Here is a 14,365-nt window from a genome sequence, read left to right on the forward strand (position 1 = left end):
AGCATGAGTACCCCTGAATCAACTAGTGACATCCTTGTGATTCACCAAAACAGAATAATCTTTAGCTCTGGTTATGGACCTCTCACCAAACACTCGAAGACCGCTGCAAGCGTAACCCAGGTAATTAATCTTTTTTCTGAAAAAATAGTAGATGGAGAACAGATCCATTTTATTCGTTTTGAAAATCATCGGATGATATTTTTAACCTCTCAGCTAAACCAGAATGACTCTTTAGTTGGAATTGTTCTGATCCCACTAGAAAAAAGTGCAAAACAAGTAATTCCAGCGATGGGAATAATTCTTAAGCTTCTTGAAGAGTTTTTAGCTGGAAATATATTAGATGCACAAAACAAACATCTTGATTGTTTCTATCAGATATTAGCTGCACCATATGATTCAGTATTTCTTATTCCAAGAACTCCAAGCGGTATATTAGGTGCACTAGTAATTTTAACTGCTTTTGCACATGATTTACAATTTGGAATAGAGCAATTAACCTCCAATATCCATTTTGTGGATCCAAACAATCAAACAGAGCTTAGAGAAAATGTTTTGAAATCTGAACGGATGAAAATTCTATCATTTACTCCTTTACCTAGCATTGAAGAGAATGATAACATTCTAGTCCTAGGACAAAAATCTCCTCTACGCCAATATTTCTCCGCAGAACCGAGTGAAGAAGTTTATGATGTTATTGCTAGGTTATTTGGGGATCAGTCTAATGCAGCTAAAATGAGAAATTTTATTACAAATGCAGATGCATATGAAATTGCTCAATCAATAGCTTTACTCCCACGAAAAGAGGATGTTTTCATCCGTAATGAAATTCTACTAAATACAGTTTTACAACCTGGAAAAGATATTGTAGTAACAATGTCAACCCAACTAATGCAAAAACTCCGTGAACTCTCTATTTCTACACCGAAAAGAAAAGAAGACCTAATTCCAGACCTTTCAGGTTTAACTGTTGAATCACATCCTTCTAAAGCTGCTGAAGTTCAATTATCTTCCATACCAAAAGTGAAACCAGAGATTGTGATATCTGCAGAACCTGATTCTATCCCAATTATACCTGATCGATTATATCCAGAACCTAAGATAAAAACTGAAGCAGAAGTCAAACCAACGACTATCAGACCAATTCCTTCGCAAAAAGTAAGCACAGAAGTGCTAGCAAGATTAGATAACGCAAGAAAAAGTGGTCTTGCCTATAAGTTTGATGGTTTACCTATTATTCTCGATACTGCACCTTATGCAATTAGTATCACCGAATCCCAAGTATTAGATTATGATGGAAAGAATATTGAAATTCGAATTTTCCAAGGAGTTGACAATCATTTCGCCATTCACGTATGTATACCTGAGGACCGATTATCAGCTTTTAAGGACACTCTTGAAGATTTATCTGTCAGGATTGGAGGAGAAATACAGCTTCAACATAACCATATCTTAATTGAAGGACTTATTGATAAAATCCAGATTGCATTAAGAGCGCTTCTATGGTTAAGTATTGTTGAATATTTAACTCAAACCCAATTAAAACGATATGATCTTTCTCCTCGCTTTAAAATCCCACGAGATGGATCAATTCTTATTATTCCACCCTATCGTGATTACGTGAAAGAAAAAATTCCCTCGAAATTTACTAAATTCATAGAAGAAGCAGATATGCGCAAAGCATTAGAACAAGAAGCACTTTGGACCCTCGCAAAAACTCAAGACACTATATTATCAACTATTTTAGAGCCATTGAAAAAAGGAGAAGGAGTAGTTTTTGTAACAAGTGATTCAAATAAAGAAATGGAGGAAATTGCCCTCTTTTTACTATTGATTTCAGAAATTTGTGGAATTGGTTTCTCTAGATGGTAAATTTGGACTAATGGAGCTTTAAGGCAAAGTCTGCTATTGTATCGGACAACAGAGGCATACCCGTTGCGATGATGTTGATTTCCGTCCGGAATAGCAGAAAAGCTAAGGCTGATATCTTTGTTCTTATTCCAGTCAAACTTATTTTCCATCTATTTCCCCTTATTTAGGTGCAATGGAAATAAAAAGTTAAAATCTCAATTATAGGTTTTGGAAATCGAATGTTAGAAAAAACTTCATAAAATGATAAATGACAAGAATTTCTTGTAAAAAAGTGAGTTTTTAAATTAGTAATTCATGTTCTTTTCATCTAGGAAATGCAAAGAAGAAGACAAATATTCTGATTGTTTGAAATTCATGCGTGGAGTATAGGTAAAATGAATTATTTCAAGAAATTTCAAAGAAAATCGCGTGGAGTTTCTCCTGTTATCGCTACTGTCTTGTTAATAGGTCTTGTTGTCGTAGCTGGTATAGGAGTTGCTATAGTAATGTTTGGTACGTTTACTGCTCCTACTCCCTTAAAAATAGACATCATTTCAATTTCAGAATTTAAAACAACTGACGATGATATATACATTGATCAATTTGAGGTAACAATTCAGAATATCGAAAGATCTAATGTCAGAATCTTTTCTGATAGCTTTACTTTAAGCTGGTTTAACCTTACAACTATTGAGGGGTGGACTTTAAACCTAGATGTTAATGAGATAATTCTTCCTGCTTTGAGTATTCAAACCTTCCCTATTTCTTGTGAACCAGAGAATAATCCATCAGAATTAACACCCCAAAATGATACAATTTATTTGGAAGTTACCATCTATCCAGAGGGATCAGATAATCCACGTTCAGCAAAGAAATTTAAATCAGAAATTTTAAAGATTGGAGATACTTATGGGCCAGTAACTATATCTCCTCCAATTGATCCTACACTTCCTGTTGGAGGATTGAATGTACCCATTACAATTCAAAATTATGGCAGTTTAGACCTTGAGTTAAAGCTAGAATTCACAACAGACTCATCGTCAAAAATTTATTTTGAACTTGATAATGTTAATACATCAAGCTACTTTTTCTCATTATTAAAGTTTGAGAATACCAATTTTCCAAGTGCTAATTTTACAATTCGTCCAACTTCACAAGTAGCCGTGTCTGAAAACTATTTGGTACTGCTTTTTTTATGGAATACTGTTGATAATAGATTATTAGCGACAGCCAACTTTATTCTCACATATGAAGGATAAAAAAATTCAATTCTCAATTTCAACGGATCATTGTTATCTGAAATATGAGTCTTTTTCAACAAGTTTAGCCTCTAGAATTTCATATGATCCTTCTTCTCTTGTTTCATCCCAGTGTACTTTGGATCTGAGAATTCTGATTTCTGATGGAAAAAATGGTGCATCTAGAACAAAAGATTCATATTCCCCACCCTCTCCTGTTAAAGATAAATCCGTTCCAGGCATATTTTTTCTTATTCTCTCTAATGTTTCAAAGGTAATCTTTTTTCCTAATAAATCTTTACTAAATCCCATGGAAGCCACCGCAACAAAAATCACATTAAAATTATTTGTAAGAAACTCTGAAATGAGTTTTTCAGGTTTTAATCTCCATAAAGGATTAAAACATTTCATCCCTGCCAATTTAGCAGCACGATTAAACTTGTAACGCTGAAAATCAGATCTTATGCCTCCTGTAATAACAGCTTCTGCTTTGGTTTCTTCCAAAATATCTTTTAACACCATTAATTCACGATTTGGATTATTATCATTAGAGTACGCTGTTAAATGAGGAATTTTGAGCATAGTAGCGATTAATCCTACATGTCTACTATTGGGAATGTGAAATAGATAACTATCAGATTTTTCTGTTTGAATCGTGACAATTGATTGTACCTCATATTTATGTAAAGCTACCCAGAGTGCTAAAACAGAATCTTTTCCACCTGAAACAAGACATGTAACCTGAATAAATAACACCACTTATTTGAGGGAATGTTGTTTGTTTGGAAATTTATATCTTCTCATCTTAAAGATCTATTAATTGACCCAAAAAATAGCTACTTTGTTTTTCATTCAATAACTCATTGTGGGAATTGAAAAATAAACCTTGAGAGTAATGAATTGTCACAAGATTTGATAAATGAGATAATGGTGTTAAAAAAGCAAAAGAACGCAATTTTACTGGCTCATAACTATCAAGCTCCCATTATTCAAGATTTAGCAGATTTTACTGGAGATAGCTTAGAATTAGCACATAAAGTTAGTAAAATAAAGGCTAATCTAATTGTATTTGCAGGAGCAGAGTTTATGGCTGAAACAGCTGCAATTTTAAATCCGTCTAAAAAAGTTATAATACCTTCTACCATGGTAAAATGTCCGATGGCTTATATGCTTTCTCCAAAAATCATAACCGAATATAAAACGAAGTATCCCAATGCAATTGTTGCTTTATATATAAATTCAACAGCTGAATCAAGAGCATTTGCAGATATTTGCATCACTTCAGGAAACGCTGTAAAAGTTATTTCTTCAATCAAAGAAAGAGAGATATTAATTGGTCCTGATAAAAATCTTGCATATTACATACAACAAAAAGTTCCTGATAAAAAGATCATTCCAATTCCTGATAATGGATATTGTTACGTCCATCAGAAATTTCAACCTTCAGACGTTAGAAGGAAGAAAGAACTATATCCTCATGCTGAAGTAATCGTACATCCTGAAACTGAACCTGCAGTTCAAGATCTAGCAGATAAAGTTACCTCTACTGCAGGAATGATAATCGAGGTCTCTCATTCTAAATCTAAAGAATTTATTATTGGTACAGAACTCGGTCTTTTAGATCGATTAAGAAAGGAATATCCAGACAAAAAATTCATTCCCTTATTAAATGAAGCAATTTGTATTCAACAAAAGAAAATCACTTTGTACAATCTTTATCTTTCACTTTTATATGAAAGATACCAAATTCAAATTCCAAGTGAAATATCAAATCATTCACGAAGATGTATTGAAAGAATGTTTCAGCTATCCTAAAAAGCTAAGAGTGGATTTTAAATGGGCTATTTGCCACAAAAACTATTAGAAAAGAAATTAATCGCTTTAATTGAAGAAGATGCAGCTTTTGGAGATGTTACTAGTCATCTAATTCCAAATAAACATATTAAAGCTCATATTACTGCAAAAGAGGCAGCTATTCTCTCTGGTATTGAATTTTGTGAAATACTTTGTCAGCTATTTCATATTCAAACTCATTCAAAATATTTAGATGGAACACCAATTAATAAAGGTGATACAGTTTTAGAAATGAGAGGGTTAAGTCGTGATATCCTTTTAATCGAACGAACAGCATTAAATCTACTAATGAGATTATCAGGGATAACAACTTATACACAAAGCCTTGTGAAGTTGGTTAAAGATGCAGGGTTGAACATTAAAATTGCGGCAACACGAAAAACCACTCCTGGTTTTAGATTTTTTGAAAAATATGCCGTGGAAATAGGAGGAGGTGATACTCACCGAATGAATCTTTCTGATACTGTTTTGATCAAAGAAAATCATTTAAAGATTTCAAAAGATGTAAATATTGATAATATTTTACGTATAGCTTTTGAAAAAACCTCTTTTTCAAAAAAAATTGAAATTGAAGTTGAAAATCTCAAAGAATTTCAAATTGCATTGGCTTATAAGCCAGATATTATCATGCTTGATGATTTTTCTATTGAAATGATCCAGAAAGCCTTAAAAAGTTTAGAAAAACTTTCAATAGAGTCTCGTCCTCTAATTGAAGTAAGCGGAGGAATTTCAGATAAAAATCTTAAAAACTACTTAATTAATGGGATAGACATAATTTCTATTGGTTCATTAACTCATTCTGTAAAGTCAATTGATTTTTCTTTGAAAATTATTCCTGAATAGATATTATACATAAAAAAAAGTGATTTATATGAATTTAAAAACGATAATCCGTAATGTGATAATTTCGGTTCTGGCAGCTTTCTTAATTTTTTTTGTTTTGCTCATATTCTCACCATTGTTACCTATAAATTTACTTCAGGGAAATGAACTACTTATTTACCTTCTAATTTGTATAATGACATTTATTGTTTCCCTATATTTGCCCTCTGATACTATAGAAACATCTTTAAACTAATCAAATCATTAGGAGATATTTTTGATGATTAAACCTGGTTTTATTTCAAAGAAAGCAGATATAAAAAGCTCAAAAATAGCTTTAAATACATTAATTTATGGTAATAGCTATATAGGTACTAATTCAATTATAGATTCCTATAGTATTATTGGGTATCCCGTACGATCAAAAACAAAGGAGATTATGGTTAAAAATAAAAATCAAAAAAAGCTAGAAGAGGATTTTGATAGTATTTCTTCAGGTTCTTCTCTCGGCGATTATAATCATATACGTCCATATACCACGATATACGAACGTACAATTCTTGAAAATAATGTTGAAACAGGTACCAATGTCATAATAAGAGAAGACTGTGTTATTGGAGAAGGGAGCATAATCGGAAGTGGTTCAGTCCTCGACGGAGGTGTAAGAATTGGAAAAAAAGCTAGAATTCAATCTCTGAATTTCATTCCACCTAAAATTGAGATTGGTGATAATGTATTCCTAGGACCAAGTGTTCGATTTGCAAATGATACTTACCCCGTTAGTAGTAAATTAACTGGAGTTAAAGTCAAAGATAATGTTATAATTGGAATAGGATCTATTATATTACCTGGTATTACTATAGGAACTGGATCAATAATCGCAGCAGGAAGCTTGGTGACAACTGATGTTCCTGACAATGTTGTGATAAAGGGGTCTCCAGCAAAAATTTTTATGAGAAGAATAGATTATGATATAAAGAAAAAAGAGTATGAAAAATAATCCAATAAAAATTATAATTCAGGACAATTACAAGGATTATTACAACATTTGGGGCAATTTAATGGATATTTTTCCCAAGAAACTTCTGCAAGATCGATTTTTAGTAAATTGCAGGTAGAACTTAACCAAGCAAAAATATCTGCTACTTCTCCTTTCATTTCTGTAATATCATCTTTTAAATAGGCTTTCATAAGCTCCCCAACCTCTGTTAAAAGCCATAATAAGGTTTTTTCAATACCCCTTCTTTTATCACGAATACCATATAGTTCTTCCATTAACTGTTGAAATCTCTTAATATCTGAATTTTCCATCTAAATCATCACTATTATATCATCAAGTTTGAATTTTAGAATGGTCCCCGATATCTAAATCACTAAATCCACCTTTCAATTCAACTTCATCTCCGATAAGGGATTCGTGTATGCTAGCATTTTTAATTACCGTATGAGCCCCAATAATTGAGGAGGAAATTATAGATCTTTCGATATGAGTACCCTTGTCTATACTGACGTAAGGACCAATTATAGAATTTAAAATAATGCAATTTTCTGCTATTGCTACAGGAGGAATAATTATACTATTATTTAGCTTGGATTTTATACTTGGTTGGTCTTTTTTACTTAAAACATATTCATTAGCTAAGAGGAGAGCTGCTTTTTTTCCACAATCGAACCATTTTCCTGAGTCAATGGTTCCTAAAACACCACCCTCTTCAATAATCAACTGCAAGGCATCAGTGAGTTGAATTTCACCACCTGAACCTAATTGGTTACGTTTTACTAGCTCTGATAAAGCATAATTTAATTTTAAAGAGTTTCTGATTATATAAATACCTGTGATGGCTTTTAAAGATCTGGGATTCTTTGGTTTTTCTTCTAGCTCCTTTATTATCATTGAATCTTCTTCAGTAATGACATTACCATAAGATTGTGGATTATTTACCTCTTTAATGGTTATTGCTCCATCCCATTTTGGATATTTATTAAATTCTTGGATCATTTGACTAAATGAATTCTCATATAAACTATCACCTAAAGCAATTAAGATAGGTTCCCCATCAAGATACTCTAAAGCTGTGTAAATTGCGTGTCCTAGCCCCTTCCTTTCTTTTTGTTCTATAAAAACAAGATCACAACCTTGGCTATGATGCAATTTAATATATTCCATTAATTTCTCTTTTTCATATCCAACTATTATTATAATCTCAGTTATACCAGCTTCTATAACACTATCTAGAATATGTGAGATAAGTGGTTTATTAGATAGAGAAAGAAGTGCTTTAGGTTTTGTATGGGTGTGAGGACGTAACCTAGTTCCTTTTCCAGCTGCAGGAATTATACAACGCATAAAATTAACTCCACGAGAATTAATAGCTCATGTTAATAGAATGAAAATTATTGTTTGGACATTAGTTATATGCTTAAAATGCATTTTCAATTTTGTGAAAATAGACAGTAGATCTATAGTTTGGTGTAAAATTAATGGTTTCCATTCAAATCCTGTTAATTGGGTTTCTTGCTTTAAGTATTTCAGCGATTATTACTCGTTCATTAATGCCTTGGGTTATTAGATCATCATTAAGGAGCGGAATAACAACAATTGATGCACATAAACCAGATAAACCTAGAATAGCTGAACCTGGAGGCTTAGCAAGTCTTATTAGTTTTATATTTACCATTCTGATTATAATATTTATATGGGAACTAACCAATCCTAATACACAGGATTTTGAAACGCTTCTTGCAGGATTACTTAGTATTGTTATTGCAGGATTAATTGGATTTCTTGATGATGTGTTCAAAATTCGTTGGAGAGATAAAATTCTATTAGGTTTTCTTCCTGCAATTCCACTAATGGCACTAAAAGTAGGAAAGAGTAACATTGATCTGGGTATTTTAGGAGTACTTGATCTTGGACATCTAATAGAATTACCAATAATTGGTTACATTAATCTTTATTCGTTAGTTATTATTCCCCTAGCTATTAATTTTGCTTTTAATTCCTTTAATATGCTAGCAGGGTTTAATGGGTTAGAAGCAGGGAATGGTGTTATATCATTAAGTATTATCCTTTTACTGTCACTTTTTATTGATACGAGTGGAATAATTACCTTATTTGTAACATCACTTCTTGGAGGATCTTTAATTCTCCTTAAATATAATTGGTATCCTGCTAAAATCCTTATTGGAGATACAGGAACTTTAACATTAGGAACAGGAATCATAACAGCTCTTATAATTGGAAACATGGATCGTTTAGCTATAGGCCTGTTTGGGATTCATTTTATTAACTTTATGCTATTTTTACTCTATTTATATACCCATCAAACTGTGAAAATTGCTAGTATTGATCAGGATGGATATATTCTAGCACCATGCCCTTATACAGTTTATTGGTTCATTCCTTATTTTAGAAGAGTAACTGAAAAACAAAATGTTTTGATTATTCTATTAATCCATACATTGATTGCCATAATTGTATTATTATTCTCAATACCATTCTTTTCTGGAATTTGATCGTCGGAGTTCTTTAGAGTGGAAAATCCCATTAATAAACCACTAAATCAAGCACTAGGTGAAATAGTTCATATAATTTTAGGTGAAACTCAAATTTCACGATCAAAACTTGAAACATTAAAAAGAGAAATAGCTAAAAAATATCAGTTAAATAGATTTGTAAGAAATTCTGAAATTCTTGAATTTTTAACTTCATCTAATGAATTATCGGAAGGTGACAGAGAATTTCTTATCCAATTTCTTCAAGTTCGTCGAGTTAGGACTTTAAGTGGAATTGCTGTAGTTGCAGTAATGACTAAACCTTCTCCTTGTCCAGGAAAATGTATTTATTGTCCTGATGTGATTGGGGCTCCCAAATCTTACACAGGACGGGAACCTGCTGCTATGAGAGGGCTTCAAAACCAATTTGATCCAAAAAGTCAAGTTGTTGCCCGTTTGGAGCAATTGAGTAGTATAGGTCATCCAATTGACAAAATTCACCTTGTTATTATGGGAGGAACATTTCTTGCGAATACGAAAGATTATCAAGAATATTTCATAAAAGAATGCTTGGATGGAGTAACCGGCCAAAAATCGCCAAATCTAAATGAAGCAAAAATCTATGCTCAAGCAAGTTTGAATAGAAATGTTGGAATTACTTTTGAAACTCGTCCTGATTATTGTAAAGAGGCACATGTTAATCAAATACTAGAATATGGAGGTACTTGGGTTGAGATTGGAGTTCAAACTCTATCAGAAAGTGTTCTAAAAAGAGTTCAAAGACATCATTCAATTGATGATGTCATTAATGCAATTCGATATTCAAGGGATGGGGGACTCAAGGTTACGGTACATATGATGCCCAATTTATTTCAAACCCCAAATGATGATATAAGAATGTTCAAAACCCTCTTTACCAATCCTAAATTCGTTCCAGATGCATTAAAAATTTATCCAACACTTGTTTTACCAAATACACCCCTTTTTAATATGTGGAAAAACGAAGAGTATCAACCATACAGCTCAGAGGAAGTTATCGAGGTTATCGCACAAATCAAAGCTATTACACCTCCATTTATCAGAATCCAACGTGTTCAACGAGATATTCCTGCTTATCTAATAATTAACGGAATAAATTCAGGAAATTTAAGAGAATTAGCAAAGGAAAGACTCCATGCTCAAAATAAAACGTGTAAATGTATTCGATGCAGAGAAATAGGACATAAAATAAACTTAAAAGATAATTCTTGGGTTCAACAAGATTTGAATTATTATATTGAAAGCTATCCCGCTTCAGAAGGCATTGAACATTTTATTTCCTTTGAAACCGAAGATCGAATGACAATTTTTGGTTTTCTTCGATTAAGAGAACCTTCTTCTAAACTTTTTCATCCAATTCTTAAAGAAAAGCCTTCAACAATTATTCGGGAGTTACATGTATATGGAAAACTCGTTAAGTTGGGAAAATTACCAAAACGATTTGAATGGCAACACCGTGGAATTGGAAAAAAATTGATTGAATTAGCAGAAGAAATAACAAGAGAGAATGGTTATTCTAGAATTTTTGTTACCTCAGGATTAGGAGTTCGAGATTATTATCAAAAGTTCGGGTATGTTTTCAGGAATCCATATATGGCTAAAAACATATTATAATTTATTAGTTCACCTTAAATAAGGTATTTTTATGTTGAATAAATATCAAATATGATATTACACATTTTTTTCCTGAAAGAGGATTTTTATTATTCCAATCGACTTAATCTTTCCCATTCATATTGAATATCACTTTTTAAAGTGTCAATCTGTTGGGGAGACATGCTTTTGAATCGGCCTTGTCTTTTCAGATATTCTTCAATTGGAATCCTCTTATTGGGATCACGATATTTTTCTCCTCGTTTACTGAAAGTTAATTTCCCATTTTCAATTTCATAAAGGGGAAAATATCCCGTTTTAACAGCCAATTCTCCAAGTTCAGGTGTAATAGCAGGATCTGAATTCCACCCAGTTGGACATGGGGCATCAATCAGAATGAACCGGTAACCCCTAATCTGGCTTGCTTTTTGAGCTTTGGTATATAAGTCTCTTAGATAACCAACTGAAGCTGTAGCGATATAAGGAATATCATGAGCAGCCATAATCCTTGCAACACTTTTACGTTTTTCTTGTTTACCGAAAGGTGTAGTTGTTGTAACTGCTCCGCGAGGAGTTGCTCCACTTCGTTGAGCACCTGTATTTGAGTAAAAACCATTATCATAACAACAATGCAGGATATTTTCATTCCTTTCAGCAGCACCAGACCATGTAGCAAGTCCAATATCATAAGTTCCCCCATCACCTGACCAAACAACAGTTGTTACTTTTTCATTTCTTTTTTTCTTTGCTCGCGAAATCCCAGAGGCAGCACTAGCATGAGCAGCAAATGCAATATTTAGTGTTGGAACATTATAAGTAACATTAGGATGAAGACTTTGAATTACGGAGGCACAACAAGCAGGAATGACAACAATTGGTCGTTCTAATGCAGAAATAACGGATCTATAAGCAATCGATAAACCACATCCTGCACAGGCGAAATTTCCTCTGAGTAAAACATCAGGACGGTCAAGCATATCTTCAATTTTAATACTCATTTTATCATTCTCCTCTATTTCATAATTTTTTCTACTTCTTCTGCAATATTGACATATGTGACATCCATTCCACCAAGACCCATAATTTTTTGATGAAATTCAATATCTAATTTATTTGCAAATAACTCTGCTTGTATCTCAATAGCTAGTGGTCCTGCATTTCCAAAAGATACTGATCTGTCGATAACAAGAACTTTGGACACTTTTTTCAAGATTTGAATTAATTCCTCACGTGGAAATGGACGAAAAACACGGGGTCTTACTATTACACTCCTTATTCCTTTTTCTCCTAGGATATCCAATGACATTTCTGCTTCTTCACCCATTGTTCCTAAAGCAAAAACAGCGATATCAGCCTTGTTTAGATCTCCAGTTACCTCTATCATATAATCCCCAAGACGTCCAAACATTTCTGTAAATTCACGAAAGACTTTGGGAATAATTACTCTTGCATTATTAAATCCATCAATTAATGACATTCTTTGTTCCCATATTCCTTTAGAATCAGTAAGAGAACCATGAGCAAAAGGATCATCGGGATCTAACATTATTAATGGGTTGAACTTGGGAAGAAACTTATCAACCTCTGATTGATCTGGAACTTTAACTTGAGCTGAAGTATGACTGAGAATGAATCCATCTAGACACACCATTACAGGCATCCAAATTTTGTGATGTTCTGCAATTTTAAAGGCACACAGAGTTAAATCTAGGACTTCTTGATTATTTTTAGCATAGAATTGAATCCAACCAGCATCCCTAAAGGCCATTGAATCTTGATGATCTGGCCAAATATTCCAAGGGTTGAGTGATCGATTCACAACGGGCATTACGATTGGGACCCGTGTCATTCCAGCCCAAAATACAAGTTCTCCCATATACAGTAACCCATGGGAACTGGTGGCTGTGAAAGTCCGAACTCCTCCCAGTGAAGCTCCAATAGCTGCTCCCATCGCACTATGTTCACTTTCAACCGCAATGAACTCCGCATCTAATTCTCCCCTCGCAACCATTGAGGAAAGGCTTTCAACAATCTCAGTTTGAGGTGTTATGGGATAAGCAGCTATCACCTGTGGACGAGCTAGTTTTACAGCAGTGGCAACCGCCTTATTTCCTGTTAATAATTCTATATCTGATTTTTTATATGTTTGTACCATTCTTCCTCACCTATTCTGGTTCCATATTTAATGCATCCTTTGGACAGACATGAACACAAATTCCACACCCTTTACAATAAACGTAATCAACATAGGGATATTGATCCTTTCCATCCACCCGAATTGTTCCTTCTGGACAAGATATCCAACATTGATAACATTTAATGCATTTTTCTTCAATAAGAACTGGCTTTTTGGTTCTCCAATCACCTGTTTCTCCAGCTGATCCAATTATTGGTCTACCTAAAGGGAGTACAGGATCTTTAAGGCTTGTTTCTTCATCCATCGAATTGACACCTTCTTAATTTTTATATTCAAATTGATCATAAGCTAACTCAATAGATTTGATATTTGCCTCTGTTAGCCCGCCCTCCCCAAATTGATGTTTAATGGCTTTTTTTAAGGCATCAAGAGTAATTAATTTAGTAGCTTTAATCCATGCACCCAGCATAGTTGTACTCACTAGAAAAGTACCAGACTTCACTAATCCACATTCCTCTGCAATTTTCATTGCATCTACTAGTCCAATTTTAAGATTAGGGCGATTTCTTAAAGCTGGAGGTACCTCTTGTGCATTAATAATTATGATTGTACCTTCTCTAAGCTGATTAAAGGGAAGAGACCCAATCAATGATGGTTCAAGGACTATCCAACTGTGCGTATTGGATGCAATAACAGGTGCATGAGTTTTGACATGTTCATCTGCTATTCTAACATCCGCGTAAATTGGGGCTCCTTTTCGTTCTGCTCCGTATTTAGGTATTGCTTGAACGAATTTACCATCAATATGCCCCGCATACGCGAGAATTTTGGCACCAGTAACCCCACCTTGACCTCCCCTGCTCACAATCCGAATTTCAGTCATCATAATGATATTCCATCCAGTTTTGATAAACTTAGGAAAACAATCATTGATAATTCTATTTTTCTACGGCTTTGACTTGTCATAAGAAAAACTGAGTCAAAATAATCGTACATATCATAAAGGTTTTTGGGGGGGTATTGATAGATCATCAGTATAGATTTTTGTAACGTAATAAAAAGGAAAATTAAATCAAAAAGAATAAAATATCATCTATTAATCATCTCAATAGGTATTATTTCCATCGGGCCGATAGCTCAGCTTGGTAGTAGCGCCTCCTTGGCATGGAGGAGGTCGTGGGTTCAAATCCCACTCGGTCCACTCTTTGTTTTTAACAAATTTTATAATATGAATAATATCTACAAATTTATTAAACAAAATTAATTATTTACAAAAATGATATTATTTTTCTTTCTTTTATATTGTTTAAGTGACTCTTTTAAAAGGAATTATACCTGA

The 14,365-nt window shown here is 33.3% G+C and carries 14 protein-coding genes and 1 tRNA gene; 8 read left to right on the plus strand and 7 right to left on the minus strand.

The features are described from left to right. Positions 1 to 3 precede the first annotated feature (3 nt). Together ACWVCY_RS09750 and ACWVCY_RS09755 are read left to right on the plus strand one after the other, a co-directional pair. Positions 4 to 1,869 carry a hypothetical protein gene (locus tag ACWVCY_RS09750; RefSeq protein WP_455142501.1) on the plus strand — a complete coding sequence of 622 codons (1,866 nt, stop codon included), beginning with the start codon at positions 4 to 6 and terminating at the stop codon, positions 1,867 to 1,869. 374 nt (positions 1,870 to 2,243) lie between these two features. Next, positions 2,244 to 3,107, plus strand: a complete 864-nt coding sequence (locus ACWVCY_RS09755) for an archaellin/type IV pilin N-terminal domain-containing protein (protein ID WP_455142503.1) — start codon at positions 2,244 to 2,246, stop codon at positions 3,105 to 3,107. A gap of 33 nt (positions 3,108 to 3,140) precedes the next feature. On the opposite strand, the gene ACWVCY_RS09760 is transcribed toward ACWVCY_RS09755, so the two are convergent. Further along, positions 3,141 to 3,842, minus strand: coding sequence for a Dph6-related ATP pyrophosphatase (locus ACWVCY_RS09760; RefSeq protein ID WP_455142505.1), 702 nt, complete (start codon positions 3,840 to 3,842; stop codon positions 3,141 to 3,143). Positions 3,843 to 3,986: 144 nt separating this feature from the next. Between ACWVCY_RS09760 and nadA the strand changes: the two genes are divergently transcribed. The 3 genes from nadA (at position 3,987) to ACWVCY_RS09775 (ending at position 6,762) form a co-directional block, all read left to right on the plus strand. Next, entirely contained in the window at positions 3,987 to 4,901 is a 915-nt protein-coding gene (gene nadA / locus ACWVCY_RS09765; protein WP_455142507.1) for a quinolinate synthase NadA, read from the plus strand. Between the two features lie 21 nt (positions 4,902 to 4,922). Further along, on the plus strand, positions 4,923 to 5,783 hold the full coding sequence (nadC, locus tag ACWVCY_RS09770) for a carboxylating nicotinate-nucleotide diphosphorylase (protein ID WP_455142509.1): 861 nt from the start codon (positions 4,923 to 4,925) through the stop codon (positions 5,781 to 5,783). A gap of 259 nt (positions 5,784 to 6,042) precedes the next feature. Then, on the plus strand, positions 6,043 to 6,762 hold the full coding sequence (locus ACWVCY_RS09775; protein ID WP_455142511.1) for a DapH/DapD/GlmU-related protein: 720 nt from the start codon (positions 6,043 to 6,045) through the stop codon (positions 6,760 to 6,762). An 11-nt stretch (positions 6,763 to 6,773) separates the two neighbouring features. Here the strand turns inward: ACWVCY_RS09775 and ACWVCY_RS09780 are convergent, their stop codons facing one another. Continuing rightward, positions 6,774 to 7,073: a MazG nucleotide pyrophosphohydrolase domain-containing protein gene (locus tag ACWVCY_RS09780; protein WP_455142513.1), complete on the minus strand. Its 300-nt coding sequence runs from the start codon at positions 7,071 to 7,073 to the stop codon at positions 6,774 to 6,776. A 22-nt stretch (positions 7,074 to 7,095) separates the two neighbouring features. Then, positions 7,096 to 8,109, minus strand: coding sequence for a sugar phosphate nucleotidyltransferase (locus ACWVCY_RS09785; RefSeq protein WP_455142515.1), 1,014 nt, complete (start codon positions 8,107 to 8,109; stop codon positions 7,096 to 7,098). Between the two features lie 134 nt (positions 8,110 to 8,243). Between ACWVCY_RS09785 and ACWVCY_RS09790 the strand changes: the two genes are divergently transcribed. Beyond that, positions 8,244 to 9,278 carry a hypothetical protein gene (locus ACWVCY_RS09790; RefSeq protein ID WP_455142517.1) on the plus strand — a complete coding sequence of 345 codons (1,035 nt, stop codon included), beginning with the start codon at positions 8,244 to 8,246 and terminating at the stop codon, positions 9,276 to 9,278. Between the two features lie 18 nt (positions 9,279 to 9,296). Then, entirely contained in the window at positions 9,297 to 10,910 is a 1,614-nt protein-coding gene (locus tag ACWVCY_RS09795; RefSeq protein WP_455142519.1) for a tRNA uridine(34) 5-carboxymethylaminomethyl modification radical SAM/GNAT enzyme Elp3, read from the plus strand. 89 nt (positions 10,911 to 10,999) lie between these two features. Here the strand turns inward: ACWVCY_RS09795 and ACWVCY_RS09800 are convergent, their stop codons facing one another. The 4 genes from ACWVCY_RS09800 to ACWVCY_RS09815 are packed head-to-tail and all read right to left on the minus strand — an operon-like array spanning position 11,000 to position 13,912. Further along, entirely contained in the window at positions 11,000 to 11,887 is an 888-nt protein-coding gene (locus ACWVCY_RS09800; RefSeq protein ID WP_455142521.1) for a thiamine pyrophosphate-dependent enzyme, read from the minus strand. 14 nt (positions 11,888 to 11,901) lie between these two features. After that, a complete protein-coding gene (locus ACWVCY_RS09805) occupies positions 11,902 to 13,044 on the minus strand; it encodes a transketolase C-terminal domain-containing protein (RefSeq protein ID WP_455142523.1) in 1,143 nt (380 codons plus the stop codon). A 10-nt stretch (positions 13,045 to 13,054) separates the two neighbouring features. Next, positions 13,055 to 13,330: a 4Fe-4S binding protein gene (locus ACWVCY_RS09810; protein WP_455142525.1), complete on the minus strand. Its 276-nt coding sequence runs from the start codon at positions 13,328 to 13,330 to the stop codon at positions 13,055 to 13,057. Between the two features lie 15 nt (positions 13,331 to 13,345). Continuing rightward, positions 13,346 to 13,912 (minus strand): 2-oxoacid:acceptor oxidoreductase family protein, encoded by a 567-nt coding sequence (locus tag ACWVCY_RS09815; RefSeq protein WP_455142527.1) that lies wholly within the window; start codon positions 13,910 to 13,912, stop codon positions 13,346 to 13,348. Between the two features lie 240 nt (positions 13,913 to 14,152). Between ACWVCY_RS09815 and ACWVCY_RS09820 the strand changes: the two genes are divergently transcribed. After that, positions 14,153 to 14,227: transfer RNA gene (locus ACWVCY_RS09820), tRNA-Ala, on the plus strand. The last annotated feature ends 138 nt before the right edge of the window (positions 14,228 to 14,365 follow it).

Source organism: Candidatus Hodarchaeum mangrovi (assembly GCF_975850365.1).

What these genes read in the sequence shown, in the direction of transcription:
- ACWVCY_RS09815 (WP_455142527.1), bottom strand. Translation starts at nt 13,912, where the DNA reads ATGATGACTGAAATTCGGATTGTGAGCAGGGGAGGTCAAGGTGGGGTT.
- ACWVCY_RS09805 (WP_455142523.1), bottom strand. Translation starts at nt 13,044, where the DNA reads ATGGTACAAACATATAAAAAATCAGATATAGAATTATTAACAGGAAAT.
- ACWVCY_RS09800 (WP_455142521.1), bottom strand. Translation starts at nt 11,887, where the DNA reads ATGAGTATTAAAATTGAAGATATGCTTGACCGTCCTGATGTTTTACTC.
- ACWVCY_RS09785 (WP_455142515.1), bottom strand. Translation starts at nt 8,109, where the DNA reads ATGCGTTGTATAATTCCTGCAGCTGGAAAAGGAACTAGGTTACGTCCT.
- ACWVCY_RS09790 (WP_455142517.1), top strand. Translation starts at nt 8,244, where the DNA reads ATGGTTTCCATTCAAATCCTGTTAATTGGGTTTCTTGCTTTAAGTATT.
- ACWVCY_RS09755 (WP_455142503.1), top strand. Translation starts at nt 2,244, where the DNA reads ATGAATTATTTCAAGAAATTTCAAAGAAAATCGCGTGGAGTTTCTCCT.
- ACWVCY_RS09780 (WP_455142513.1), bottom strand. Translation starts at nt 7,073, where the DNA reads ATGGAAAATTCAGATATTAAGAGATTTCAACAGTTAATGGAAGAACTA.
- ACWVCY_RS09750 (WP_455142501.1), top strand. Translation starts at nt 4, where the DNA reads ATGAGTACCCCTGAATCAACTAGTGACATCCTTGTGATTCACCAAAAC.
- ACWVCY_RS09775 (WP_455142511.1), top strand. Translation starts at nt 6,043, where the DNA reads ATGATTAAACCTGGTTTTATTTCAAAGAAAGCAGATATAAAAAGCTCA.
- ACWVCY_RS09810 (WP_455142525.1), bottom strand. Translation starts at nt 13,330, where the DNA reads ATGGATGAAGAAACAAGCCTTAAAGATCCTGTACTCCCTTTAGGTAGA.
- nadC (WP_455142509.1), top strand. Translation starts at nt 4,923, where the DNA reads ATGGGCTATTTGCCACAAAAACTATTAGAAAAGAAATTAATCGCTTTA.